The organism is Actinokineospora fastidiosa (genome assembly GCF_014648415.1).
Classification (GTDB): Bacteria; Actinomycetota; Actinomycetes; order Mycobacteriales; family Pseudonocardiaceae; genus Actinokineospora; species Actinokineospora fastidiosa.
The window spans coordinates 165857-189034 of sequence record NZ_BMRB01000003.1 but is presented as its reverse complement, the minus strand read 5'-3'; the positions used below and the strand labels follow the sequence as shown (position 1 = coordinate 189034).

26 protein-coding genes and 3 pseudogenes are annotated in these 23178 nt (G+C 71.9%); 25 read left to right on the top strand and 4 right to left on the bottom strand.

From position 1 onward, the window contains the following. Window positions 1-74 precede the first annotated feature (74 nt). The 19 genes and pseudogenes from hrcA (at window position 75) to IEY98_RS19750 (ending at window position 14180) form a co-directional block, all read left to right on the top strand. On the top strand, window positions 75-1100 hold the full coding sequence (gene hrcA / locus IEY98_RS19830; RefSeq protein ID WP_189212064.1) for a heat-inducible transcriptional repressor HrcA: 1026 nt from the start codon (window positions 75-77) through the stop codon (window positions 1098-1100). Between the two features lie 52 nt (window positions 1101-1152). Beyond that, entirely contained in the window at window positions 1153-2307 is a 1155-nt protein-coding gene (gene dnaJ, locus IEY98_RS19825) for a molecular chaperone DnaJ (RefSeq protein ID WP_189212063.1), read from the top strand. Further along, window positions 2304-3035 carry a 16S rRNA (uracil(1498)-N(3))-methyltransferase gene (locus IEY98_RS19820; protein WP_189212062.1) on the top strand — a complete coding sequence of 244 codons (732 nt, stop codon included), beginning with the start codon at window positions 2304-2306 and terminating at the stop codon, window positions 3033-3035. Before dnaJ ends, IEY98_RS19820 begins: the two co-directional genes overlap by 4 nt. Before the next feature lie 230 nt (window positions 3036-3265). Continuing rightward, window positions 3266-3610: a histidine triad nucleotide-binding protein gene (locus tag IEY98_RS19815; RefSeq protein WP_189212061.1), complete on the top strand. Its 345-nt coding sequence runs from the start codon at window positions 3266-3268 to the stop codon at window positions 3608-3610. Between the two features lie 98 nt (window positions 3611-3708). Beyond that, window positions 3709-4419: pseudogene (locus tag IEY98_RS32765) on the top strand (PhoH family protein); the annotation flags it as partial. After that, a pseudogene (locus IEY98_RS33305) lies at window positions 4408-5235 on the top strand (LAGLIDADG family homing endonuclease); the annotation flags it as partial. The pseudogenes IEY98_RS32765 and IEY98_RS33305, both read left to right, overlap by 12 nt. Before the next feature lie 261 nt (window positions 5236-5496). Further along, window positions 5497-5838 (top strand): annotated as a pseudogene (locus IEY98_RS32755) (PhoH family protein); the annotation flags it as partial. A gap of 18 nt (window positions 5839-5856) precedes the next feature. Then, window positions 5857-6408 carry an rRNA maturation RNase YbeY gene (ybeY, locus tag IEY98_RS19805; protein WP_189212060.1) on the top strand — a complete coding sequence of 184 codons (552 nt, stop codon included), beginning with the start codon at window positions 5857-5859 and terminating at the stop codon, window positions 6406-6408. Between the two features lie 2 nt (window positions 6409-6410). Beyond that, window positions 6411-7730, top strand: coding sequence for a hemolysin family protein (locus IEY98_RS19800; RefSeq protein ID WP_189212476.1), 1320 nt, complete (start codon window positions 6411-6413; stop codon window positions 7728-7730). Next, window positions 7723-8058: a cytidine deaminase-like protein gene (locus tag IEY98_RS19795; protein WP_189212059.1), complete on the top strand. Its 336-nt coding sequence runs from the start codon at window positions 7723-7725 to the stop codon at window positions 8056-8058. The genes IEY98_RS19800 and IEY98_RS19795 overlap by 8 nt, the downstream gene beginning before the upstream one ends. Continuing rightward, the gene (locus tag IEY98_RS19790; protein ID WP_189212058.1) at window positions 8055-8372 is read left to right on the top strand and encodes a (2Fe-2S) ferredoxin domain-containing protein; all 318 of its coding nucleotides are present in this window, start codon (window positions 8055-8057) and stop codon (window positions 8370-8372) included. Before IEY98_RS19795 ends, IEY98_RS19790 begins: the two co-directional genes overlap by 4 nt. Beyond that, a complete protein-coding gene (gene era / locus IEY98_RS19785; protein WP_189212057.1) occupies window positions 8365-9264 on the top strand; it encodes a GTPase Era in 900 nt (299 codons plus the stop codon). The genes IEY98_RS19790 and era overlap by 8 nt, the downstream gene beginning before the upstream one ends. 11 nt (window positions 9265-9275) lie before the next feature. Then, on the top strand, window positions 9276-9695 hold the full coding sequence (locus IEY98_RS19780) for a DUF2752 domain-containing protein (protein ID WP_189212056.1): 420 nt from the start codon (window positions 9276-9278) through the stop codon (window positions 9693-9695). A gap of 80 nt (window positions 9696-9775) precedes the next feature. After that, window positions 9776-10198, top strand: coding sequence for a CD225/dispanin family protein (locus tag IEY98_RS19775; RefSeq protein ID WP_189212055.1), 423 nt, complete (start codon window positions 9776-9778; stop codon window positions 10196-10198). A gap of 9 nt (window positions 10199-10207) precedes the next feature. After that, on the top strand, window positions 10208-10945 hold the full coding sequence (gene recO, locus IEY98_RS19770; RefSeq protein WP_189212054.1) for a DNA repair protein RecO: 738 nt from the start codon (window positions 10208-10210) through the stop codon (window positions 10943-10945). Between the two features lie 54 nt (window positions 10946-10999). Then, window positions 11000-11845, top strand: a complete 846-nt coding sequence (locus IEY98_RS19765) for an isoprenyl transferase (protein ID WP_373292417.1) — start codon at window positions 11000-11002, stop codon at window positions 11843-11845. Further along, window positions 11842-12279, top strand: coding sequence for a hypothetical protein (locus IEY98_RS19760; RefSeq protein ID WP_189212053.1), 438 nt, complete (start codon window positions 11842-11844; stop codon window positions 12277-12279). The genes IEY98_RS19765 and IEY98_RS19760 overlap by 4 nt, the downstream gene beginning before the upstream one ends. A gap of 57 nt (window positions 12280-12336) precedes the next feature. Then, entirely contained in the window at window positions 12337-13356 is a 1020-nt protein-coding gene (locus tag IEY98_RS19755; protein WP_189212052.1) for a permease, read from the top strand. Continuing rightward, complete coding sequence (locus tag IEY98_RS19750; protein WP_189212051.1) at window positions 13353-14180, top strand: TIGR03943 family putative permease subunit; 828 nt, start codon at window positions 13353-13355, stop codon at window positions 14178-14180. The genes IEY98_RS19755 and IEY98_RS19750 overlap by 4 nt, the downstream gene beginning before the upstream one ends. Before the next feature lie 133 nt (window positions 14181-14313). On the opposite strand, the gene IEY98_RS19745 is transcribed toward IEY98_RS19750, so the two are convergent. The 3 genes from IEY98_RS19745 to IEY98_RS19735 all read right to left on the bottom strand — a co-directional run bounded on the left by IEY98_RS19745 (window position 14314) and on the right by IEY98_RS19735 (window position 15475). Continuing rightward, window positions 14314-14727 (bottom strand): Fur family transcriptional regulator, encoded by a 414-nt coding sequence (locus IEY98_RS19745; protein ID WP_189212050.1) that lies wholly within the window; start codon window positions 14725-14727, stop codon window positions 14314-14316. After that, on the bottom strand, window positions 14724-15098 hold the full coding sequence (locus IEY98_RS19740) for an ArsR/SmtB family transcription factor (RefSeq protein ID WP_189212049.1): 375 nt from the start codon (window positions 15096-15098) through the stop codon (window positions 14724-14726). Before IEY98_RS19740 ends, IEY98_RS19745 begins: the two co-directional genes overlap by 4 nt. 104 nt (window positions 15099-15202) lie before the next feature. Next, window positions 15203-15475 (bottom strand): DUF6703 family protein, encoded by a 273-nt coding sequence (locus tag IEY98_RS19735; RefSeq protein ID WP_229787091.1) that lies wholly within the window; start codon window positions 15473-15475, stop codon window positions 15203-15205. A 72-nt stretch (window positions 15476-15547) separates the two neighbouring features. Between IEY98_RS19735 and IEY98_RS19730 the strand changes: the two genes are divergently transcribed. Then, window positions 15548-15913, top strand: coding sequence for an antibiotic biosynthesis monooxygenase family protein (locus IEY98_RS19730; RefSeq protein WP_189212048.1), 366 nt, complete (start codon window positions 15548-15550; stop codon window positions 15911-15913). Between the two features lie 147 nt (window positions 15914-16060). Next, window positions 16061-17446, top strand: coding sequence for a glycine--tRNA ligase (locus IEY98_RS19725; RefSeq protein WP_189212047.1), 1386 nt, complete (start codon window positions 16061-16063; stop codon window positions 17444-17446). A 482-nt stretch (window positions 17447-17928) separates the two neighbouring features. On the opposite strand, the gene IEY98_RS19720 is transcribed toward IEY98_RS19725, so the two are convergent. Further along, the gene (locus tag IEY98_RS19720) at window positions 17929-18876 is read right to left on the bottom strand and encodes a hypothetical protein (protein ID WP_189212046.1); all 948 of its coding nucleotides are present in this window, start codon (window positions 18874-18876) and stop codon (window positions 17929-17931) included. 232 nt (window positions 18877-19108) lie between these two features. On the opposite strand from IEY98_RS19720, the gene IEY98_RS19715 reads away from it, so the two are divergent. The 4 genes from IEY98_RS19715 to IEY98_RS19700 all read left to right on the top strand — a co-directional run bounded on the left by IEY98_RS19715 (window position 19109) and on the right by IEY98_RS19700 (window position 22765). Beyond that, window positions 19109-19693 carry a YdcF family protein gene (locus IEY98_RS19715; protein ID WP_229787090.1) on the top strand — a complete coding sequence of 195 codons (585 nt, stop codon included), beginning with the start codon at window positions 19109-19111 and terminating at the stop codon, window positions 19691-19693. Window positions 19694-19706: 13 nt separating this feature from the next. Further along, a complete protein-coding gene (locus tag IEY98_RS19710) occupies window positions 19707-20996 on the top strand; it encodes a deoxyguanosinetriphosphate triphosphohydrolase (protein ID WP_189212044.1) in 1290 nt (429 codons plus the stop codon). Between the two features lie 53 nt (window positions 20997-21049). Further along, complete coding sequence (locus IEY98_RS19705) at window positions 21050-22126, top strand: serpin family protein (RefSeq protein ID WP_229787089.1); 1077 nt, start codon at window positions 21050-21052, stop codon at window positions 22124-22126. Window positions 22127-22198: 72 nt separating this feature from the next. Next, complete coding sequence (locus IEY98_RS19700) at window positions 22199-22765, top strand: carboxymuconolactone decarboxylase family protein (protein ID WP_189212043.1); 567 nt, start codon at window positions 22199-22201, stop codon at window positions 22763-22765. Window positions 22766-23178: the final 413 nt, after the last annotated feature.

Genomic DNA, 23178 nt, shown 5'->3' with positions numbered 1-23178 from the left:
CCGAGCAACCACCAACCGCCCGACGCTCCGTAAACTTGAGTCGAGACCAGCAGGTTTGAGCCGAGGAGGTGGCCGTGAGCAGCGCGGACGAGCGCCGGTTCGAGGTGTTGCGCGCCATCGTCGCCGACTATGTGCGGGACAACGAGCCGGTCGCCTCCAAGGCCATCGTCGAGCGGCACAACCTGGGCGTCTCCAGCGCCACGGTCCGCAACGACATGGCCGCGCTGGAGGAGGAGGGCTACATCACCCAGCCCCACACCAGCGCGGGCCGCATCCCCACCGACAAGGGCTACCGGCTCTTCGTCGACCGGCTCAGCGAGGTCAAGCCGCTCTCCGTCGCCGAGCGCCGGGCGATCCGCAGCTTCCTCGCGGGCGCCATCGACCTCGACGACGTGATGCGCCGCAGCGTGCGGCTGCTCGCCCAGCTCACCCGCCAGGTCGCCGTCATCCAGTACCCGACGCTGACGACGTCCACCGTCCGCCACGTCGAGGTCGTCGGCATCACCCCGGCCCGGCTGATGCTCGTGCTGATCACCGACACCGGCCGCGTCGACCAGCGCATGGTCGACCTCGGCGACGTCGTCACCGAGGAGTCCGTCGCCCGGCTGCGGACCATGCTCAACACCGCGCTGACCGGCAGGCGCCTCGCCGACGCCGCCGCCAAGGTCGCCGAGCTGCCCGAGTCCGCGCCCACCGAGCTGCGCGACCACGTGATCAAGATCAGCACCGTGCTGGTCGAGTCGCTGGTCGAGCACCCGGAGGAGCGGCTGGTCCTCGGCGGCACCGCCAACCTCACCCGCAACGCCACCGACTTCCCCAACTCGCTGCGCCAGGTGCTCGAGGCGCTGGAGGAGCAGGTCGTGGTGCTCAAGCTGCTGGCGGCGGCGGGCGACTCGCGCACCATCACGGTGCGCATCGGCGAGGAGAACGAGGCCGAGGAGATGCGCAGCACGTCCGTGGTGTCCATCGGCTACGGCAGGCTCGGCGGCGGCCACCTGGGCGGTCTGGGCGTGGTGGGACCCACGCGCATGGACTACCCGACGAACATCGCCGCCGTGCGCGCGGTGGCCAATTACGTGGGAGAGATCCTCAGCCAGTAGGCGGGGGGAAGTCATCGAGGGAGCTCTGGGCCGACCAGAGCAGGAGGAACACGTGGCTAGGGACTACTACGGCACCCTGGGTGTTCGGCCGGACGCGAGCGCCGACGAGATCAAGCGCGCCTACCGCAAGCTCGCGCGCGAGCTGCACCCGGACGTCAACCCCGACGAGGCCGCCCAGCAGCGGTTCCGCGAGGTGACCGCGTGCTACGAGGTCCTGTCCGACCCGCAGAAGCGCAAGATCGTCGACATGGGCGGCGACCCGCTGTCCAACGGCGGCGGTGGCGGCGGGCGCGACCCGTTCGGCGGGTTCGGCCTCGGCGACATCATGGACGCCTTCTTCGGCGCGGCCGCGGGCGGCGGGGGCGGGCGTGGCCCGCGCAGCCGCGTGCAGCCCGGCTCGGACGCCCTGCTGCGCATCGAGCTGACGCTGGAGGAGTGCAACACCGGCGTCAGCCGCGACATCACCGTCGACACGGCCATCCTCTGCGAGACCTGCCGGGGCACCGGCTGCGCCGCGGGCACCAGCCCGACCACCTGCGACACCTGCCACGGGCGCGGCGAAGTCCAGTCGGTGCAGCGCTCGTTCCTCGGCCAGGTCGTCACCGCCCGCGCCTGCCCGGTCTGCCGCGGCTTCGGCGAGGTCATCCCCGAGCCGTGCGCGCAGTGCGTCGGCGAGGGCCGGGTCCGCTCCCGGCGCACCATCACCGCCAAGATCCCGCCGGGCGTGGCCGACGGCATGCGGGTGCGGCTGTCCGGCCAGGGCGAGGTCGGGCCGGGCGGCGGCCCGGCAGGCGACCTCTACGTCGAGGTCCAGGAGCTGCCCCACCACACCTTCGAGCGCGCGGGCGCCGACCTGCACTGCACCCTGCGCGTCCCGATGACCACCGCCGCCCTCGGCGCCACGCTGAAGCTGGAGACCCTCGACGGCCAGGTCGAGCTGGAGGTCTCCCCGGGCACCCAGGCCGGGACCGAGCGGGTCATCGCAGGCCGCGGCCTGCCCCGGCTGCGCTCCACCGGCCGGGTCGACGGCCGCGGCGACCTGCACGTGCACATCGAGGTCGAGGTGCCGACCAAGCTCGACGCCCGCCAGGTCGAGCTGCTGCGCGAGCTCGCGGGCCTGCGCGGCGAGGAGGAGGGCACGCTGGCGGGCACCAACGGCCGAGGCGGCGGGCTGTTCTCCCGGCTGCGCTCCCGGCACCCGCGGTGACCCTGGCGCTGTTCCTGGTCGAGACGGTCCCCGCCGGGGACTTCACCCTCGACGGCCCGGAGGGCCGCCACGCCGCGGCCGTCCGGCGGCTGCGCGCGGGCGAGGAACTGCTCGTCTCCGACGGCCGGGGCACACTCGCCCGGTGCGCGGTCACGGCCGCGGGCAAGGACACGCTCGACCTCGCCGTGCTGGACCGGTGGACCGAGCCCGCGCCCGCGCCCCGCGTCGTCGTCGCCCAGGCCCTGGCGAAGGGCGACCGCGGCGAACTCGCCGTCGAACTGGCCACCGAGGCGGGCGCCGACGTGATCATCCCGTGGCGCGCCCGGCGCAGCGTCGCCAAGTGGGACGACGGTCCCCGGGGCGACAAGGCCCTCGCGAAATGGCGCGCCACCGCGCGCGAGGCGGCCAAGCAGTCCCGCCGCGCGTGGCTGCCCGAGGTGACCGCCCCGATGGACCTGCGGGCGTTGTCCCATCGGGTGGGAGAGAGCGCCCGCGCGCTCGTCCTGGAGGCGGGGGAGGCCACCCGGCTCAGCGCCGTCCCGCTGCCTGCCGAGGGCGACATCCTCCTGGTCGTCGGGCCGGAGGGCGGCATCGATCCGGCCGAACTCGACGCCCTGACCAGCGCGGGCGCCACCCCCGTCCGCCTCGGCCCGACCGTCCTGCGGACCTCCACCGCGGCCGCCGTCGCGCTCGGCGCGCTGGGCGTGCTGACGCCGCGCTGGCACTGACGACAAACCCCTCATCTCGCGGTGGCGGAACCCCCGTCGGTCGGGCTACGCTTCTCCCACGGCTTCGGCCAAAGGAACCAGTCGAGCCGTTCCACGACGGCCGCCGGACACCTCCCCCCTCGGTCCGGCGGTACCGCGCAGGGCGGAGGGGCGACCCCCAGGTCTCTCCGCCCGCGCGGGTCTTCCTCTCCCCGTCACGCGGACGCGGCCGTCGTCGCTATCGTTCGCCCATGAGCGCCGACTGCCTGTTCTGCCGCATCATCGCAGGCGAGATCCCGTCGACCAAGGTCCACGAGACGGAGACGGTGTACGCCTTCCGCGACATCAGCCCGCAGGCCAAGGTGCACGTCCTGGTCGTGCCCAAGGCCCACCACGAGGACGCCGCCGCGCTCGCCGGGCACCCCGAGCTGCTCGCCGACGTCGTCGCCGCGGGCGCCGAGGTCGCGGGCATCGAGGGCGTCGCCGAGTCCGGCTACCGGTTCGTCTTCAACACCGGCGACGACGCCTGCCGCACCGTCTTCCACGCCCACATGCACGTCCTCGGCGGCGAGCAGCTGGCCGGGTTCGGCAGGTAGGCCGGTTTCTCCGGTGCGCGCGGTCGGTTCCCCCGGCTAGCATCGAGGAGGCCAGACCGAAAGCAGCGCGCGGGCGCAGAAGGCAGGACCGAGAGCACGTGACGACCGGTAGCGCACAGGGCGCCTCCCCCCAGGACGACGCCCGCGACGCCCAGTCCCGGTTCGCGATCCCCGAAGGGGCCGTCCTGGCCCTGCTCGGTTCCCGCGACGAGAACCTGCGGCTCGCCGAAGACCTGCTCGACGCCGATGTGCACGTTCGGGGCAACGAGGTGACCCTCTCCGGCGCCCCGGCGGACGTCGCCTTCGCCGAGCGGGTGTTCACCGAACTCGCCACGCTGGCCGCCCGCGGCCAGCAGGTCGACCTGAACACCGTCCGCCGCACGATCGCCATGCTGTCCTCGGACGCTGCCGAGTCCCCGGCCGAGGTGCTGAGCCTGGACATCCTGTCCCGCCGCGGCCGCACCATCCGCCCGAAGACGCTGAACCAGAAGCGCTACGTCGACGCCATCGACGCCAACACCGTCGTGTTCGGCATCGGCCCGGCCGGTACCGGCAAGACGTACCTGGCGATGGCCAAGGCCGTGCAGGCGCTGCAGGCCAAGCAGGTCAACCGCATCATCCTGACCCGCCCGGCCGTCGAGGCTGGCGAGCGCCTCGGCTTCCTGCCCGGCACCCTCTACGAGAAGATCGACCCCTACCTGCGCCCCCTCTACGACGCCCTCCACGACATGGTCGACCCCGACTCCATCCCGCGCCTGATGACCGCGGGCACCATCGAGGTCGCCCCCCTGGCATACATGCGCGGTCGCGCTCAGCCGGTCTTCACCAAGGTGCTGACCCCGGACGGCTTCCGCCCGATCGGCGAGCTGCGGGTCGGCGACCTCGTGATCGGCTCGAACGGCGAGCCGACGCCCGTGCTCGGGGTCTACCCGCAGGGTGAGAAGGACATCTACCGCGTCACCGCGCAGGACGGGGCCTCCACGCTCTGCTGCGGCGAGCACCTCTGGACCGTCCGCACCCGCGCCGACGTGCGCCGGAACAAGCCGTGGCGGGTGCTGCAGACCACGGAGATGATCGGGAAGCTGCGCGCGGCCCACGCCCGCCGGTTCGAGTTGCCGCTGCTGACCGCGCCGGTCTGCCACCCCGAGCAGCCCGTCCCGATGGACCCGTACGCGCTGGGTCTGCTCCTCGGCGACGGGTGCATGACCGGCTCGACGACCCCGTCGTTCGCCACGGACGACAGCGAGCTCGCTGTCGCCCTCGGCGCTGCGCTGCCCGGTGTCGCGGTCCGCCGGACGAGCGGGGTCGACTACACGCTCAACCGCGTTCGCCAGCCGGGAGAGGTCATCACGCTGGAGAACCCGGTCACCGGCGCTCTGCGAGCGCTGGACCTGCTGGGAACCCGCTCCCACACGAAGTTCATCCCGGAGGTCTACCTCCGCAACAGCGCCGAGGTCCGGCTCGCACTCCTGCAGGGCCTGCTCGACGCCGACGGTCGCCCGGTCAGTCAGCGGGGACGGACGTGCCGGGTCCAGTACGGCACGACCTCGCCGATGCTCAGGGACGGCGTGATGGAGCTTGTCCGCTCCCTCGGCGGCGTCGCGTACACGCGCACCCGAAAGGTCGAAGGCCGCAAGCCTGGGCTCGCCAAGGGACGCGTGGTCCGCTACTGCCACGACAGCCACGTCGTCGACATCCGGCTGCCTGCGGGCGTCGAGCCCTTCCGCCTCCAGCGCAAACTGGACAGGTATCGCGCCGCAGGCGGCGGCAGGCCGATGCGGTTCATCGACAGCATCGAGCCCGCGGGTCGCGCCGAAGCGGTGTGCATCCAGGTCGCGGCACAGGACTCGCTGTACGTCACCGAGGACTACCTGCTGACGCACAACACGCTGAATGACGCCTTCATCATCCTCGACGAGGCGCAGAACACCACGCCTGAGCAGATGAAGATGTTCCTGACCCGGTTGGGCTTCGGCTCGAAGATCGTGGTCACCGGCGACGTCACCCAGGTGGACCTGCCGGGCGGGCAGCGCAGCGGTCTTCGGGTGGTCAAGGAGATCCTCGAGGGCATCGACGACGTCCACTTCGCGACCCTCACCAGCGGCGACGTCGTCCGCCACCGACTGGTCGGCGACATCGTCGACGCCTACGAGCGGTGGCAGAACGACCAGGACGACGACGAGCCCGCGCCGAGGGTGCGCGCGGGTGGGCGCAGGCCGGGTCGCTAGACCGGGGACAATGGCCGGGTGAGCATCGAGATTGCCAACGAGTCGGGAGTGGCGGTCGACGAGGCGTCGATCGTGGCCGCCGCCCGGTTCGCCCTGGACCGCATGAACGTCAGCGCGCTGGCCGAGCTGTCGGTCCTGCTCGTCGAGCTGGACGTCATGTCCGACCTGCACGAGCGCTGGATGGACCTGCCGGGCCCGACCGACGTCATGGCGTTCCCGATGGACGAGCTGGACAACGCCCGCAGGCCCGACGCCTCCGACCTGGGGCCCGCCCTGCTCGGCGACATCGTGCTGTGCCCGGAGTTCGCCAAGGACCAGGCGCGCAAGGCCGGGCACACCCTCGGCGACGAGCTGCACCTGCTCACCGTGCACGGCGTGCTGCACCTGCTCGGCTACGACCACGCCGAGCCCGCCGAGGAGCGCGAGATGTTCACGCTCCAGAAGCGCATCCTTGCCGACTTCAAGGCCGCCACGGCCGACGCCAAGCGGCGGGCGGCGCAGCGGGTCGAGGACGACAAGCTCCTCGGCGCGGTCGGGCTCGCCGAGCCCGATCCCACCGAGCGGGGGTGAGCGTGTCCGCGGACTCGGCAGGCCTGCTCGTCATCGCCGTTCTGCTCGTGCTCGCCGCGGGCGTGTTCGCCGCCGCGGACGCCGCGCTGTCCACGGTCTCCCAGGCCAGGGTGGACGGCCTGGTCCGGCAGGGCAGGGCGGGCGCCAAGCAGCTGCTCGCCGTGCTGGCCGAGCGGCCCCGGCACATCAACCTGCTGCTCCTGCTGCGGCTGAGCTGCGAGCTGGCCGCCACGGTGCTGGTCGCCGCCGTCTGCCTGCGCCACATCGACCCGGGCGTGCTGGCCGGCCTCATCGCCGCGATCGGCATGATCGTGGTGTCGTACGTGCTCGTCGGCGTCGGGCCGCGCACGATCGGCCGCCAGCACCCCTACGGCGTCGGCCTGCTGGTCGCCGGTCCGGTGCGCGTGCTGGGGACGCTCCTCGGGCCGCTGTCGCGGTTCCTGATCCTGGTCGGCAACGCGATCACCCCGGGCAAGGGCTTCCGCGAGGGCCCGTTCTCCTCCGAGGTCGAGCTGCGCGAGCTGGTCGACATGGCCCAGGAGCGCGGCGTCGTGGACGCGGGCGAGCGGGAGATGATCCACTCGGTGTTCGAGCTGCGCGACACCATCGCCCGCGAGGTGATGGTCCCGCGCACCGAGATGGTGTGGATCGAGCAGACGAAGTCGGTGCGGCAGGCGCTGGCCCTGTCGCTGCGCACCGGCTACAGCAGGCTCCCGGTCATCGGCGAGAGCGTCGACGACATCGTCGGCCTGGTGAACCTCAAGGGCCTGGTCCGCGCATGGATGGAGCCCGGGGCGGAGAACCGCACGGTCGCCGAGCTGATGAGCGCCGCGGTGTTCGTGCCCGACACCAAGCGCGTGGACGACCTGCTGCGCGAGATGCAGCTGTCGAAGAACCACCTCGCCATCGCCGTTGACGAGTACGGCGGCACGGCCGGGCTGCTGACCATCGAGGACATCCTGGAGGAGATCGTCGGCGAGATCACCGACGAGTCCGACACCGACGACCGGCCCCCGGTCGAGCACCTGGAGGACGGCGCGGTGCGGGTCAGCTCCCGGCTGCCCGTCGAGGACCTCGGCGCGCTGTTCGGCCTGGTGCTGGAGGACCCGGACGTGGAGACCGTCGGCGGGCTGCTGGCCCAGCGGCTGGGACGTGTGCCACTTCCCGGGGCGGAGGCGGAGATCACCGGGCTACGGTTCCGTGCCGAGGGCGGCAAGGACAGCCGCGGCCGAGTGCGCATCACCTCGGTCGTCGTCCGCCGTGCCGAGACCGACGAGGCGATCGAGCAGATCGCGGGGGAGAGGAGCGCCGACCGTGGCTGAGCTTGACCCGGAGGACGCCAAGATCGTGACGCTGGCGCGGTCGAGCCGGGCGCGCACCGGCGCGGCCGAGGGCGCCGCGGTCCGCGACACCGACGGCCGCACCTACGCCGCCGCGAGCGTTGACCTCCCCTCGCTCAAGCTCACCGCCCTGCAGGCCGCCGTGGCCGCGGCGGTGTCCAGCGGCGCGCCCGGCCTGGAGGCCGCCGCCGTCGTCACCGCGGCCGACGCCGTGGACGCCGCGTCCGTGGCCGCCGTGCGCGACCTCGCGCCGCAGGCCCCCGTGCTGCGGGCGGACGCGTCGGGCGCCGTCGTCGACGTCGTCCGGTGAGGCTCACCGTCTGCGGCGACTGCTACGCCGAGGACGCCGACCGCGCCGCCGGGCTGGAGCGCCTGCGGGCGGTCGCGGCCCGGGTCGGGGCGAGCGTGCGGCTGGTCGACTGCCTGGACGCCTGCGACACCGCCAACGTCCTGGTCGTGCAGCGCCCGGGCGAGCCGCCGGTCTGGCTCGGGTGGGTTTTCGGCGCCGACGTCCTCACCGACGTGGAAGCCTGGCTGACCTCGGGTGGGCCGCTGCCGGACATCCTCGACCTGCACCGAGTCACCGCGCCCGGACTGCGGAAGGCACAATGGGCCGGTGAGTGACACGCACCGTTCCGGGTTCGCCTGTTTCGTGGGGCGGCCCAACGCGGGCAAGTCGACCCTGACCAACGCGCTCGTGGGCGGCAAGGTCGCCATCACCTCCAGCAAGCCGCAGACCACGCGCCACGCCATCCGCGGGATCGTGCACCGGCCGGACGCGCAGCTGGTCATCGTCGACACCCCCGGCCTGCACCGTCCGCGCACGCTCCTCGGCGAGCGGCTCAACGACGTCGTCCGGCAGACCTGGTCCGAAGTGGACGTCGTCGGGTTCTGCGCGCCCGCCGACCAGAAGGTCGGCCCCGGCGACAAGTTCATCCTCGGCGAGCTGGTCAAGGTGGCCCGCAAGACGCCGGTGATCGGCGTGGTGACCAAGACCGACCTGGTGCCGCCGGAGCAGGTGGCCGCGCAGCTGCTCGCCCTGCAGGAGGCCTTCGACTTCGCCGAGCTCGTTCCGGTGTCCGCGAAGGACGGTTACCAGGTGGGCACGCTGGCCGACCTGCTGGTCGCCCGGCTGCCCGAGGGCCCGGCGCTCTACCCCGGTGGCGAGCTGACCGACGAGCCGGAGGCCGTGCTGGTCGGCGAGCTGATCCGGGAGGCGGCGCTGGAGGGCGTGCGCGACGAGCTGCCGCACTCGATCGCGGTCACCGTCGAGGAGATGGTTCCCCGCGAGGGCCGCGACGACCTGCTGGACGTGCACGCGTTCGTGTTCGTCGAGCGGCCGAGCCAGAAGGGGATCATCCTCGGCCACCGCGGCGAGCGGCTCAAGCAGGTGGGCACGGTCGCGCGGCAGCAGATCGAGGCGCTGCTGGGCACCCGGGTGTACCTGGACCTGCACGTCAAGGTCGCCAAGGACTGGCAGCGCGACCCGCGCCAGCTGCGCAGGCTGGGCTTCTGACCGTGGTGATCATGCCGCGGCGGTCGCTGCCCGCGGCGCTGGCGCCGCCGCTGGCCATCGGCGCGCTCGCCGCAGGCGGGTGCGCGGCCGTGCTGCTGGCCGATCCGACGACCCCCGGCGGCTGGCTGCCGACCTGCCCGACCAAGGCGCTCGCCGGGGTGTGCTGCCCCGGCTGCGGCGGCCTGCGGATGCTTTACAGCCTGCTGCACGGCGATATCGGCGCGGCTTTGCGCTACAACGCGGTGTCGTTCGTCTTCCTCGGACTGTTCGCCTGGGCCGTCGCGGCGTGGACGGTCAGCCGGGTTCGGGGGCGGCACGTGCGCTCCTGGCTGCACTGGAAGTACACCCCGCACGTGGTGATCCCGCTGCTCATCGTGTGGTTCGCGGTCCGCAACCTGCCCTTCGCGCCGTTCTCCGCGCTTTACGTGTGAATCCGCCACACGGCGGTCGGTGGCACCGGTTATCCTTCCGCGAAGTCGACACCGTTTCCGGGTTTCCCAGGGGGACTTTCGTGACCAATCCCTATGGTCAGCCGCAGCAGCCGTACGGGCAGCAGCCGCCCTACGGCCAGCCGCCGTATGGCCAGCAGCCCTATGGGCAGCCGCCCCAGCCGTACGGCCAGCCGGGCTACGGCCAGCCGTACGGGCAGCCCTACGGCCAGCCCGGTTACGGTCAGCCCTACGGCGACATCAACGCCATCCCGGACTACAAGGGCTGGGCGATCGCCAGCTTCTTCATCGGCGGCATCCTGTTCGGCATCCTCGCGCTGATGAAGTCGAACGAGGTCGGCCAGCACAAGATGCGCGGCGACTACCAGATGGCGCTCTCGGCGTCGAACACGACCAAGACGATCTGCCTGATCGGCACCATCATCGGCGGTCTCGGCTGCGTGTTCGGCATCATCTGGCTCATCGTGGTGCTCGCCTCGATCTAAGCTCGTCGGGTGAGCCTCTACCGCGACACCGGGGTGGTGCTCCGCGTGCAGAAGCTCGGCGAGGCGGACCGGATCATCACCCTGCTCACCCAGAAGCACGGCAAGGTGCGCGCCGTGGCGAAGGGCGTGCGCAGGATGACCTCGCGCATCGGCGCGCGGGTCGAGCCGTTCGCCCACGTCGACGTGCAGTTCTACACCGGACGCACGCTCGACGTGATCACCCAGGTGCAGACGCTGGACGCCTTCGGCGCGCCCATCGCCGCCGACTACCGCCGCTACACCGCGGGCTGCGCGGTCCTGGAGACCGCCGACCGGCTCTCCGCCGAGGAGGGCGAGCCGGTCCTGCGGCTGTACCTGCTGGTCGCGGGCGCGCTGCGGGCCCTTGCCGACGGCACCAGGGACGCGTCCCTGGTGCTCGACGCGTTCCTGCTGCGCGCGCTGGCGTTCGCGGGCTGGGCGCCCGCCATCGGCGAGTGCGCGCGGTGCGGTGAGCCCGGCCCGCACCCGGCGTTCAGCGTGCCCGCGGGCGGCTCGGTCTGCCCGCGCTGCCGTCCGGCGGGCTCGGCCAGCCCGTCCCGGGATGTGCTCACCCTGATGGACGCGCTCGCGCACGGCTCGTGGGACGTCGCCGAGGCCAGCGTCGAGCCGGTGCGCAGGGAGACCTCCGGGCTGGTGGCCGCGCTGCTGCAGTGGCACCTGGAGCGGCAGCTGCGGTCGCTGCCGCTGGTGGAACGCAAGCGCACCTAGCTCGGTACGATCGGCGCCCGGACGTCTTCTCCCCCTGAACTCGGAGGTACCGCGGTGCTGCGACGGCGCCCGCCCAGCCGGAGCGAGGCGGGCAGGCCGGTACGGCCGCCCGCGCCCCACCCATCCGGCGCCCGTCCGCCCGCCATCCCCGCCGAGCTGGTACCCCGGCACGTCGCCATCGTGATGGACGGCAACGGGCGGTGGGCCAACCAGCGCGGGCTGACCCGCGTCGAGGGGCACAAGCGCGGCGAGGCGCGGGTCGTCGAGGCCGCGATCGGCTGCCTCGAACTCGGCGTGAAGTGGCTGTCGCTGTACGCCTTCTCCACCGAGAACTGGCGGCGCAGCGCCGAGGAGGTGCGGTTCATCATGGGGTTCTCCCGCGACGTGATCCGCCACCGCACCGACGAGCTCGACGAAATGGGCGTGCGCATGCACTGGGCAGGGCGGCGGCCGCGGCTGTGGCGCAGCGTCATCAGGGAGCTGGAGGTCGCCGAGGAGCGCACGCTGCCCAACGACAAGCTCCACCTGGCGATGTGCATCAACTACGGCGGCCGGGCCGAGATCGGCGACGCCGCGCGCCGCATCGCCCAGCTCGCCGCCGAGGGGAAGATCAACCCCGACAAGGTGGACGAGCGCACCGTCGCGAAGTACCTGTACCAGCCGGACATGCCCGACGTGGACCTGTTCATCCGGCCGTCGGGGGAGCGGCGCACGTCGAACTTCATGCTCTGGCAGTCCGCCTACGCCGAGCTGGTGTTCCAGGACGTCCTCTGGCCCGATTTCGACCGCACCCACCTGTGGGCCGCCGTCACCGAGTACGCCCGCCGCGACCGCCGCTTCGGCGCGGCCCGGGACTCCGACGAGGTCGCCGCCCAACTGCAGACCGGAGACACCGCATGAAGCCCGAGGCCGAGCTGCTCGAGCGCACCCGCGAGGCCCTTGAGCTCTACCACGACGTCACCGTCGACGACGACGGCTCGCTGACCTTCCTGCACGGCGAGGTGCCGTGCGCGGTGCAGGCCATGGAGCTGTCCGAGGGCCTGGTGGTCGTCAGCCTGACCTGTGTCGTCGCCTGGGACCTGCCCGACGACCCGGCGCTGGCCGTGTCCGCCGCCGAGCGCGCGGGCCAGGGCCTGTTCGGCACGCTCGGCGTCGTGCACACCGAGCGGGGCATGGACGTGACCCTGCGGTACGCCTTCCCCGCCCACGGCCTCGACACCGCGCCCCTCGGCACGCTGCTGCTGCTGGTGGTGTCGACGGCTTCCCAGTTGCGCGGGGATCTTCTGGGAACCACCGGATCGGGCAAACCCGTCGTCCAGCGCTCCCGCGACTGACACGTCTTACGGCATCATGCGCCGAGTGACATATCCGCATACCGCGATGGAGTGCCGATGACGGACGTCAGCACCGCAGAGCCGCGGGCCACCGAGGACAAGCCGACGCGCCGGATCACGTCGCTGGAAGTCCTGTGCGTGCTGCTGGTCGTGGCGCTGCTCGGACAGAGCTGGCTGACGTCCTGGCTGGACGTCGGCTCCATCCAGACCGGGGCGACGATCTTCGTCGCGGTGTGCGTCCAGGCCCTGCCGTTCCTGGTGCTCGGCGTGCTGATCAGCGGCGCGATCGCGGCGTTCGTGCCCGCCACGGCGCTCAACCGGCTGCTGCCGAAGAAGCAGGCGGCCGCGGTGCCGGTCGCGGGCGTGGCCGGGGTGGCGCTGCCGACCTGCGAGTGCGCCGCGGTCCCGGTGGCCAGGCGGCTGATGCAGCAGGGCGTGCCGACGTCGGTGGCGCTGGCGTTCCTGCTGGCCGCGCCCGCGGTGAACCCGGTCGTGCTGGTCGCGACCAACGTGGCGTTCCCGAACAACCCGGAGATGGTGGCCGCCCGCCTGGTCGGCTCGCTGGCGACGGCGATCATCATGGGCTGGCTGTGGGCGCGCTTCGGCAAGGCCGAGTGGATCATCGAGCGGGCGCTGCGGCGGCTGCCCGAGCCGCAGGGCCGCACCCGCTGGAAGCTGTTCTTCGAGACCTCCCGCGCCGACCTGGTCGACGCGGGCGGGTTCCTGGTCATCGGCGGCCTGACCGCGGCGGTGCTCAACGTGGCGATCCCGAGGTCCTGGGTGGACACCCTGGGCGAGCAGATCGTGCTCGGCGTCATCGTCATGGCGGTCCTGGCCGTGCTGCTGGCGCTGTGCAGCGAGGCCGACGCCTTCGTGGCCGCGTCGATCTCGGGCATGCCGCTGCTGCCCAAGCTGGTGTTCCTCGTCGTCGGCCCGGCCATCGACGTCAAGCTGTTCGCCCTGCAGACCGGCACGTTCGGCCGCTCCTTCGCGATGCGCTTCGCCCCGGCGACCTTCGTCGTCGCGGTGGCCTGCGCGGTCGTGGCGGGCCTGGTGTTCCTCGGAGGCATCGGATGAGGCGCGAGACCCAGAACATCCTGCTGATCCTGGCGGGCGGCGCCCTGCTCAAGATCAGCTTCACGGGCGCCTACCTGCAGTACGTCAAGCCCGCCCACCTCCCGTGGCTGGTCGGCGGCGGCCTGGTGATGGTGGCCCTCGCGGTCATCTCCATCGGCCGCGACCTGATCGGCCCCCGCCCCGAGCGCGCCGAGACCCCCGACGGCACGCACGAGCGCATCGACACCCCCGTCGACCAGGCCGACGCCGCAGTGACGGCCGACCCCTCCCATGCCGGCCACGACCACGGCGCCGACCACGAGGGCGAGCACAACCACTCCGCCCGCAGCGCCTGGCTCCTGCTCCTGCCGGTCCTGGCGATCTTCCTCATCGCCCCGCCCGCCCTCGGCGCCGACTCGGTCATGCGCACCGACAACTCCGCCGCCGCCAGCCGCGCCTCCGGCACCGACGGCCGCTCCCTGTTCCCACCCCTGCCCCAGGGCGAGGTCATCTCCGTCGCCATGAGCGACTTCGCCGCCCGCGCCGCATGGGACTCCGGCGACTCCCTCAAGGACCGCACCGTCCGCCTCACCGGCTTCATCGTCGCCCAGGAGGACGCCGTCTACCTGGCCCGCCTGTCCATCGCCTGCTGCGCGGCCGACGCCTTCCCCGTCAAGGTCAAACTGGACGGCGAGGGCACCTCCGCCCTGGAGAACGACATGTGGGTCGAGGCCGTCGGCCAGGTCCAGATGGGCACCGCCACCAAGGAAACCGACTACGTCCCCACCCTCACGGTCACGGGCCTGTCCCAGATCCCCCAACCCGAGAACCCCTACGAGGCCTGACCCGGCCTTCGGCCCACTGACCGCCTCGGCCACCCCCTGCCGGGCAGTCCCGTCGCTGTCCATCCACAGCGCCCACCAACCCGTGGCCGGGCACTCACCGGGCTCGATAACCTGGCGGCGGGGGGCCGGATACTCAGGCCGCGCAGCGCTCGCAGGTGCCGAAGATCTCGACGGTGTGGCTGACGTCGGAGAAGCCGTTCTCGGCGGCGACCCGCTCGGCCCACCGCTCGACCGCGGGCCCCTCGACCTCGACGGTGTGCCCGCACGAGCGGCACACCAGGTGATGGTGGTGGTGGCTGGAGCAGCGGCGGTAGATGGCCTCGCCGGAGTCGGTGCGCAGCACGTCGATCTCGCCTGCGTCGGCCAGCGACTGCAGCGTGCGGTAGACCGTGGTCAGGCCGATGCCCTCGCCGCGCTTGCGCAGCTCCTCGTGCAGCTCCTGCGCCGAGCGGAAGTCGTCGAGCTGGTCGAGCAGGCGGGCGACGGCGGTGCGCTGGCGGGTGGAGCGCTTGCCCGGCACGGTCGCCGCGGAGCGGTCGTCGGTCACTCCTCCTCCACGTGCGCGACGGCGTCCACCACGATGTGCGACAGGTGCTCGTCGACCAGGCGGTAGACGACCTCGCGGCCGTGTCGCTCGCCGTGCACGACCCCAGCGGACTTCAGCACCCGCAGGTGCTGGCTGATGAGCGGCTGCGCGACCCCGAGGGCCTCGACCAGCTCGTGCACGCAGCGGTCGGCCTCGCGCAGTTCGAGCACGATGGCGATGCGCACCGGCGCGGCCAGCGCGCGCAGCAGGTCACCCGCGGCGGCCAGGGTGGTCGCTGGTCGCCGGGTCACCCGGTGCACCGCAGGTCGGTCCGGCGAGTGCTCGGTGGAGCGCAACTCGTCCGGGGCGGCGTCCGGGGTCACGGTCGACATCGTCCTCCCTCGCCTCCGACGACAGCCCGAGCCGCCGGGTGTGATGGTTTCCGTATTCACCATTCTAGGCGTCTCGGACAATTGCCGGTCGCCCCGCCGCGCCGTCACAGCACGGAGATCGCGATCGCCACCACCACGCCGACGACCAGGACACGCCCGGCCCGCTGCGCAGGACCGAGCACTCCCCACGTCGCGGCGAGCAGCGCCGCGACGGCGACCGCGAGGGTGAGCAGCAGGGCCGCTCCCAGCGGCCCCTTGATCAACACCCCGGCCGCGAACAGCCCGATGACCAGCAGGAACGCCGCGATCGGCGGCACCTTGGCCAGCGGGCCGCGCCCTGGCAGCAGCGGTGTCCGCATCGACCGGTTCCTGGCCACGGCGTCCTCCTCGTGCTGGACCGCTGGTGAAGCCGCTAGGTTAGCGACACCCCGTTCCCAGGAAGGCCCCGCGTGCTGCTCATCGCCCGGTTCACCGAGGCGGAGGCCCTGGTCGCCGACGCCAAGCGCGCCCTGTCGCTGCTGCTGGCCCAGCCGGGCTGCCGCCGCGGCCTGTTCGTGCGCTCCACCGAGACGGACACGTGGGTGCTGACCGTCGAGTTCGAGTCCATCGCCGCCTACCGCCGCGCGATGTCGCCGTTCGACGTCCGCACGCACGTCATCCCGTTCCTGGCTCGCGCGGACAGCGCCGAGCCCGCGGCCTACGAGGTCGTGCTGGAGGCCGACGGCGACGGTGTGCGCGAGCACACCAGCCTGCTGGCCGCCGACGCGGGCACCGTCCGGCTCGGCGAGGCGGGTGGTCCGGCGTCCGCGCGGTAATCCGCTTCCGGTCACCCGCTGTCCAGGCGTTACCGTTTACCGGGGCTGGCCGAGGCGAGCGGACGCCGGGACGAATCCCCCGGTCGGGTCCGCTGGCCGCATGGCTACCCTTGCGTCCTTGCTCGTAGTTCTCCCGCTGGAGGGTCAGTGGCAGCCGACCGGATCGACACCGTGGTCAGTCTCTGCAAGCGCCGAGGCTTCGTTTACCCGTGCGGGGAGATCTACGGCGGGACGCGGTCCGCGTGGGACTACGGCCCGCTGGGCGTGGAGCTCAAGGACAACATCAAGCGCCAGTGGTGGAAGACCATGGTGCAGGGCCGCGAGGACGTCGTCGGCCTCGACTCGTCGGTGATCCTGCCGCGCCAGGTCTGGGTCGCGTCCGGCCACGTCGGCGCCTTCCACGACCCGCTGGTGGAGTGCACCAACTGCCACAAGCGCTTCCGCGCGGACACCCTCGCCGAGGAGCACTCGTCGCGCACCGGCAAGGAGGTCTCGGAGGACAACCTCTCCGACGTCCCCTGCCCCAACTGCGGCGTCCGCGGCCAGTACACCGAGCCGCGCGAGTTCAACATGATGCTCAAGACACACCTCGGCCCGGTCGAGTCCGAGGAGGGCCTGCACTACCTGCGCCCGGAGACCGCGCAGGGCATCTTCGTGAACTTCCTCAACGTGCAGACCACGTCGCGGCGCAAGCCGCCGTTCGGCATCGGCCAGATCGGCAAGTCGTTCCGCAACGAGATCACGCCGGGCAACTTCATCTTCCGCACCCGCGAGTTCGAGCAGATGGAGATGGAGTTCTTCGTCGAGCCGGGCACGGACGAGGAATGGCACCAGTACTGGATCGACGAGCGCACGCGCTGGTACACCGACCTGGGCATCGACAAGGACAACCTGCGGGTCTACGAGCACCCGAAGGAGAAGCTGTCCCACTACTCGAAGCGCACGGTCGACATCGAGTACCGCTTCGGCTTCTCCGGTTCGGAGTGGGGTGAGCTGGAGGGCATCGCCAACCGCACCGACTTCGACCTGACGACCCACTCCAACCACTCCGGCGTGGACCTGTCGTACTTCGACCAGGCCACCAACTCCCGCTACCGCCCGTTCGTCATCGAACCGGCAGCGGGCGTCGGCCGCCCGATGATGGCCTTCCTGGTCGAGGCCTACACCGAGGACGAGGCCCCCAACGCCAAGGGCGGTGTGGACAAGCGCATCGTCCTGCGCCTGGACCGCAGGCTGGCCCCGGTCAAGGTCGCGGTCCTCCCGCTGTCCCGCAACGCCGACCTCTCCCCGAAGGCCCGCGACGTCGCCGCCGCCCTCCGCAAGCACTGGAACATCGACTTCGACGACGCAGGCGCCATCGGCAGGCGCTACCGCAGGCAGGACGAGATCGGCACCCCGTTCTGCGTCACCATCGACTTCGACACCCTCACCGACCACGCGGTGACGGTCCGCGAGCGCGACACGATGTCGCAGGAACGCATCTCCCTGGACAACCTGGAGTCGTACCTGGCCGCGCAGCTGATCGGCTGCTGACCCCTCCGCTCCCGCTGCCCCGCCCCGAGTGGCGGGGCAGCGGCGTATTCAGTTGTGGTTTGGCTCCACCTCCTCGTTGGTTGCTACGGCCTCAGTGCTCAATCGCCAGCTCAGCTTCCGCCGCTGGCCGCTAACTCAGCTGATCCACGGTCGCCGACGGGCTGACCTCGACTGTCTGATCAACCAGCCCACCGACCCGGGGCACGATCGCGAGCGCTGGTTGCACGCTCAGATCCGCGGCGGCGACGCGGGGCACCAGCGAGGTCGCGTGCTGCGGCCCAATGCCCACGCGAGAGCTGCCCTGGCCACCAGCTGGCACCCCCCGTGACGCCCCTGCCCGGACCCCAGCCCAGCCGCCGCCCCCTGATCCCTCCCCGCCTTGTCTCCCTGCCTGTCTCCCTTCCTCCGCCCGCGCCGGGCCGCGCTGTCCGCGCTGTCCGCTACTCGACCGCGTGCACAAGCCGCCTTCCTGTCCCCGGCACCTACCAATACGCCCGCACGTTCGGCATCGGGGTGGCCGACGCCAGCTGGTACAACGCCCGCAGCTCGCCCGCGACGGCCTCGGTGTGTTCGCGCAAGCGGGTGGGCACCGTGTGCGCCGCGATCACCCCCGCCGCCAAGTACCGCGACAGCCGGGTGGCGGCCGTGCCGTCGTCGCAGGGGTCGCCCGGGCGGTCGATGTCGGCGTCCCAGGCCAGGCCCACGTCCGGCCACCAGGCGTCGACGGTGCCGAGATGGACGTTGTCTCCTGTGGACAGCCGTGTTCGCCAGGTCGGCGCGGGCAGTCCGGCGAGCTTCACGACCTCCTTCGCCAGCCTCTCGTGCAGCCGGTGCTCCATCTTGCGCATGTCGGCGAGGACCGCGCGCAGGATGGACGTCCCCTTGCGTCGTTCCCGCTGGAGTTCCCCATAGACGTCACCGATCGCCAGTCCGCCGCGTTGCGTGGCCTCCAACAACAAGACCTTGATCTCGCCGATGGACCGCGTGCGCAGGCAAGCGTCCACAGTGGCCCGGACGAGCGGCGCCACCGGGAACCGGTGCCGGAGCTGAGTATCCGGCAACCGCGCCACCCGCTCCACCACCACCGACCCGTCGTTGCGCTCCGCGGCTCTGCCCGCCACCAGCAGATGGATCGCGCCCAGCGGAAACACCGGGAGCCCGTGCAGCCACATCGCCTCCCGTCCGGTGATGACGGCGCCGGGCGCGGCGACGCCCAGCGCCGCCTGTAGTCGGTGTTCGCGGGCGGGTTTGCTCTGGTGCATCAGCACGACGCCGTCGTCGAGCTGCTGCCAGGGCCCGGCCGGGCCGCAACACCGTTCGATCTCCGCGCCGGAGAAGCCGAGGGCGGCCAGTTCGGCCGCGCGGGCGACGCCGTGCGGGAACACGGACGGCAGTCGGTCGAGGTCCACGAGAGCTTGGTTCGTCGTCATGCTTCCAGCCAATCGCGGGTGGCCCGGAGGCCGCCAGGACAACTTCACGGTCTGTGGACAGTTAGTTGCCCTGTGGATGGATCCGGTTCCACACTCCTGGGTTGTCGTTCCCCTCTGCTAAGTTCCCCGGCCCGGCGCGCGGGCCGTCACCTCTGGAAGAATGTGTCGGGTGTCGTCCCCACCACACCCGTTCCGCCGTTTCCTGCGCAGACTCCTGATCGGCTTAGTCCTGATGGGGCTCCTGTTGGTCGGCGGGACCGCGTTCCGGGTGTGGCAGGTCGCCCGCATCGACGACCGCGACCGCGCCGACGTGGTGATCGTCCTCGGGGCCGCGCAGTACGCGGGCAAGCCGTCCAAGGTGTTGGAGGCTCGCCTGCGCCAAGCCAAGGCGCTCTACGAGCAGAACGTCGCCGACTACGTCGTCACCGCAGGTGGAAGGCGTGAGGGCGACCAGTACACCGAGGCCGAGGCGGGCCGGAACTGGCTGATGAAGCGGGGCGTGCCCGCCGACCGGATCATCGGCGTCGGCGAGGGCAACGACACGCTCGGCAGCCTGCGGGCCGTCGCCGCCGAGGTCAAGAAGCGCGGCTGGTCCACCGCGGTCATCGTCAGCGACCCCTGGCACTCCCTGCGCGCCCGCACAATGGCAGGCGACGCCGGTCTGGACGCCTGGACGTCGCCCACGCACACCGGACCCATCGTGCAGACCCGCGAGACGCAGCTGAAATACATCATGCGCGAGACCGCGGCACTGCTCTACTACCGCGCCACGAACGCGAGCGCTGACCAGATCGCCATCGATCAGGAAGTCGGCTGAGTACGCTGCTGCGGTGATCTCCGGCTACACCGAGGCCGACTGGGAACGCGCGCACGTCGAGCCGCCCAAGAGCGCGGACCTGCCGGACGCGTGGCCCGCCGTCCGCACGCCGTTCAGCCGCGACCGCGCGCGCGTGCTGCACTCCGCCGCCCTGCGCAGGCTCGCCGGGAAGACGCAGGTCGTGGGCCCGCACGAGGGCTCGGAGGCGCACGGCGTCCCGCGCACCCGGCTCACCCACTCGCTGGAGGTCGCTCAGATCGGCCGGGGCATCGCCGAGGAGCTGGGCTGCGATCCCGACATCGTCGACACCGCGGGCCTCGCCCACGACATCGGCCACCCGCCGTTCGGCCACAACGGCGAACGCGCCCTCGACCAGGCGGCCCGGGCGTGCGGCGGCTTCGAGGGCAACGCCCAGACCCTGCGCATCCTCACCCGACTGGAGCCCAAGGTCCTCGGCTACGGCATGAACCTCACCCGTGCCGCCTTGGACGCGTCGACCAAGTACCCGTGGCCGCGTCGCCCCGACACCGTCAAGTTCGGCGCGTACGCCGACGACCTGCCGATCTTCGAGTGGGTCCGCAGGGGTGCTCCCGACGGCCGCCGCTGCGTCGAGGCCCAGGTCATGGACTGGTCGGACGATGTCGCGTATTCCGTGCACGACGTGGAGGACGGGGTCCGCGCGGGACGCATCCGCGTGCGGTCGCTGGCCGACGGTCAGGAACGGGCGGTGCTGGCCGCGCTGGCCGCGAAGCACTTCTCCGACCACGCCGTGACCGACATCGAGGAAGCCGCGACGGTCCTGCTCCGGCTGCCGGTCGTGGCCGAACTCGCCGACCACGACTACGACGGCACCCTCGGCGCTCAGGTCGCGCTCAAGCGTCTGACCAGCGAACTCGTCGGTCGATTCGCCTCGGCGGTGGTCACCGCGACCCGGCGAGCGCACGGCGACGGCCCGCTCACCCGCTATGCGGTCGACCTGGTGGTCCCCGAACAGGTGCAGTGCGAGGTGGCGCTGCTCAAGGCGATGGCGCTGCACTACGTCATGAGCGATCCCGACCGGCTGGCAGTGCAGGCCAGGCAGCGGGCCATGCTGACCGAGCTGGTCGCGACGCTGTGCGACCGTGCTCCCGATGCTCTAGAACCAGCGTTCCAGCCCGCCTGGGCGGCTGCTTCGGACGATGCCGAGCGGCTGCGCGTCGTGATCGACCAGACAGCATCCCTGACCGACGCCCAGGCCGCCACCTGGCACCTCGCCCTTGTGGACAACTCCAGCCCTGTGGATAACTTCCCCGGCACCCGCTGACCCAGCCGGCAGACTCGGCATCCGAGACCCCACCACAAGTCGGGAGAACTGCCGTGCTGGACTTCACCCTCAGCCTGCACCGGGCCGTCGCGCCGGATCCGGGAGAGCAGGTCTGCTGGTCGCCGTTCTCGGTGGCAAGCGCGCTCGGCCTGCTCGCCCTCGGCGCGCGCGGCCCCAGCCAGGACGAGCTCACCGCCGTGCTCGGCGACCTCGACGCGCTGACCTCGGCCATAGCGGGCGCGTCCCGGCTGGCTCCGTCGGACGACGAGGACGCCCCGGTGCTGGCGGTGTCCAACACGCTCTGGGCGGACGACACCATCACCATCCACCGCTCCTTCGCCGAGCTGCTCGCGGGCTGGTCGGACGGCTCCGTGCGCAGCGCGCCGTTCCGCACGGAGCCGGAGAAGGCCCGCGACATGATCAACGAGGACGTCGCCGAGACGACCCGGCAGCTGATCCCCGAGCTGCTGGCGCCGGGCACGATCCGCAGGGACACCGTGTCCTCGCTGGTCAACGCGCTGTACCTGAAGAGCGCGTGGCGGTATCCGTTCGAGGAGGGCGGCACGTCGGAACGGCCCTTCACCACCGCCGGGGGGCCGGTGGACGTGCCGATGATGATGCTGAACGAGCGGGTGGGCTACGCCGCCCGCGACGGCTGGCAGGTGGTGTCCCTGCCGGGCAAGGGCGGCGTCGAGGCCGTCGTCCTGCTGCCCGACGGTGAGCTCGCCGACGCCGAAGCCGCCCTGACCGGGCAGTCCCTCGGCACGCTGCTGGACGCGCCGGACCCGACCCAGGTCCAGCTGTCCCTGCCGCGGATGAAGGTCAAGACCCAGGCCGAGCTGAGCGACGCCCTGCAGGCGCTGGGCGTGCGCACGGTGTTCACCCGCGAGGCCGACCTCGGCGGCATCAGCCCGGACTGGCTGGCCGTGCAGTCGGTCATCCACGAGTCGGTGCTCAAGGTCGACGAGCAGGGCTTCGAGGGCGCGGCCGCGACCGCGGTGATGCTGCGGCTGATGTCGCTGCCGCCGGAGCCGGTCGTGGTCACCGCCGACCGCCCGTTCCTGTTCGTCGTGCGGCACAAGGAGACGGGGGTGGTGTACTTCGTGGCGCGTGTCACCGACCCGTCCTGATCCGGGGCTGTCACGGGTCCGCGCGGCGTCTCGTCCTCCTTGTGTCAGCCACCGACACCTGGGAGGTCAGCGATGCCCCGCATCCCCGCGGTCTCGAAGAAGGACGCAGGCCCGATCGTGCGTGCCCTGTACTGGTTCGCCCGCCGTCGTTTCGGCGCGGTGCCCGAGCCGTTCGCGGTGACGGCCCACCACCCGAAGCTGATGGTGGCGGGCGGCAAGCACGAGATGGCCGTGGAGAAGGCGTCCAAGACGCTGCCCGCGAACGTCCGGGAACTGGCGGTCTACCGGGTCGCCCAGGTCCTGGGGTGCTCGTGGTGCGTCGACTTCGGCGCCATGCTCCAGCGGCTGGAGGGCCTCGACCTCGAGCGCCTGAAGCACATCGACGCCTACGCAGAACACCCCGCCTACACGGCCGAGGAGCGCCTGGCCATCGCCTATGCGGACGCGATGACCGGCGACCAGGTCACCGTCACCGACGCCCAGGTCGCGGAACTCACCGCCACCTTCGGCGAGAAGGGAGTAATCGAGCTGACGTACCACATCGGATTGGAGAACATGCGCGCTCGCGTGAACAGCGCCCTCGGCATCGTCGACCAGGGCTTCAGCACCGGCGACGCGTGCCGGATCCCCACGCCCTGACGGCCTTGCGGACTGGCGCCGCAAGGGGTGATGCCCGCACGGTCCCGCGTCGGCAGGCGCCTGCCACGGGCGTCGGGACCTGGCATCGCCGCTCAGGGGAGCCAGCGCCGGGAAGGCCACCGGGAGACCGGTGCCGGACCCTCACAGGTGTCCTGCGCGACGGTCACCGGGAGACCGCTGCCGGATCTGACAGCTGTCCTGCGCGACGGTCACCGGGTCCCGGGTTGAACGGGCACCGGGAACGGTGTTGAGCGGTCGTCGGGTGCTGGCGGTGAGCGGTCGTCGGGAGGCGGTGGCTGCGGTCACCGGAGGCCTGTGCCGGACCGGTTGGTTGTCGGGCCGGTTGGTCGTCGGGCCGTGGCGGTGCGGGGTCGCTCGAGTGCTCCGGAAGGAGCGGCGACTCGGACCAGCAA

What these genes read in the sequence shown, in the direction of transcription:
- IEY98_RS19815 (WP_189212061.1), top strand. Translation starts at nt 3,266, where the DNA reads ATGAGCGCCGACTGCCTGTTCTGCCGCATCATCGCAGGCGAGATCCCG.
- IEY98_RS19780 (WP_189212056.1), top strand. Translation starts at nt 9,276, where the DNA reads ATGCCGCGGCGGTCGCTGCCCGCGGCGCTGGCGCCGCCGCTGGCCATC.
- IEY98_RS19760 (WP_189212053.1), top strand. Translation starts at nt 11,842, where the DNA reads ATGAAGCCCGAGGCCGAGCTGCTCGAGCGCACCCGCGAGGCCCTTGAG.
- IEY98_RS19755 (WP_189212052.1), top strand. Translation starts at nt 12,337, where the DNA reads ATGACGGACGTCAGCACCGCAGAGCCGCGGGCCACCGAGGACAAGCCG.
- IEY98_RS19750 (WP_189212051.1), top strand. Translation starts at nt 13,353, where the DNA reads ATGAGGCGCGAGACCCAGAACATCCTGCTGATCCTGGCGGGCGGCGCC.
- IEY98_RS19740 (WP_189212049.1), bottom strand. Translation starts at nt 15,098, where the DNA reads ATGTCGACCGTGACCCCGGACGCCGCCCCGGACGAGTTGCGCTCCACC.
- IEY98_RS19720 (WP_189212046.1), bottom strand. Translation starts at nt 18,876, where the DNA reads ATGACGACGAACCAAGCTCTCGTGGACCTCGACCGACTGCCGTCCGTG.
- IEY98_RS19715 (WP_229787090.1), top strand. Translation starts at nt 19,109, where the DNA reads ATGGGGCTCCTGTTGGTCGGCGGGACCGCGTTCCGGGTGTGGCAGGTC.
- IEY98_RS19700 (WP_189212043.1), top strand. Translation starts at nt 22,199, where the DNA reads ATGCCCCGCATCCCCGCGGTCTCGAAGAAGGACGCAGGCCCGATCGTG.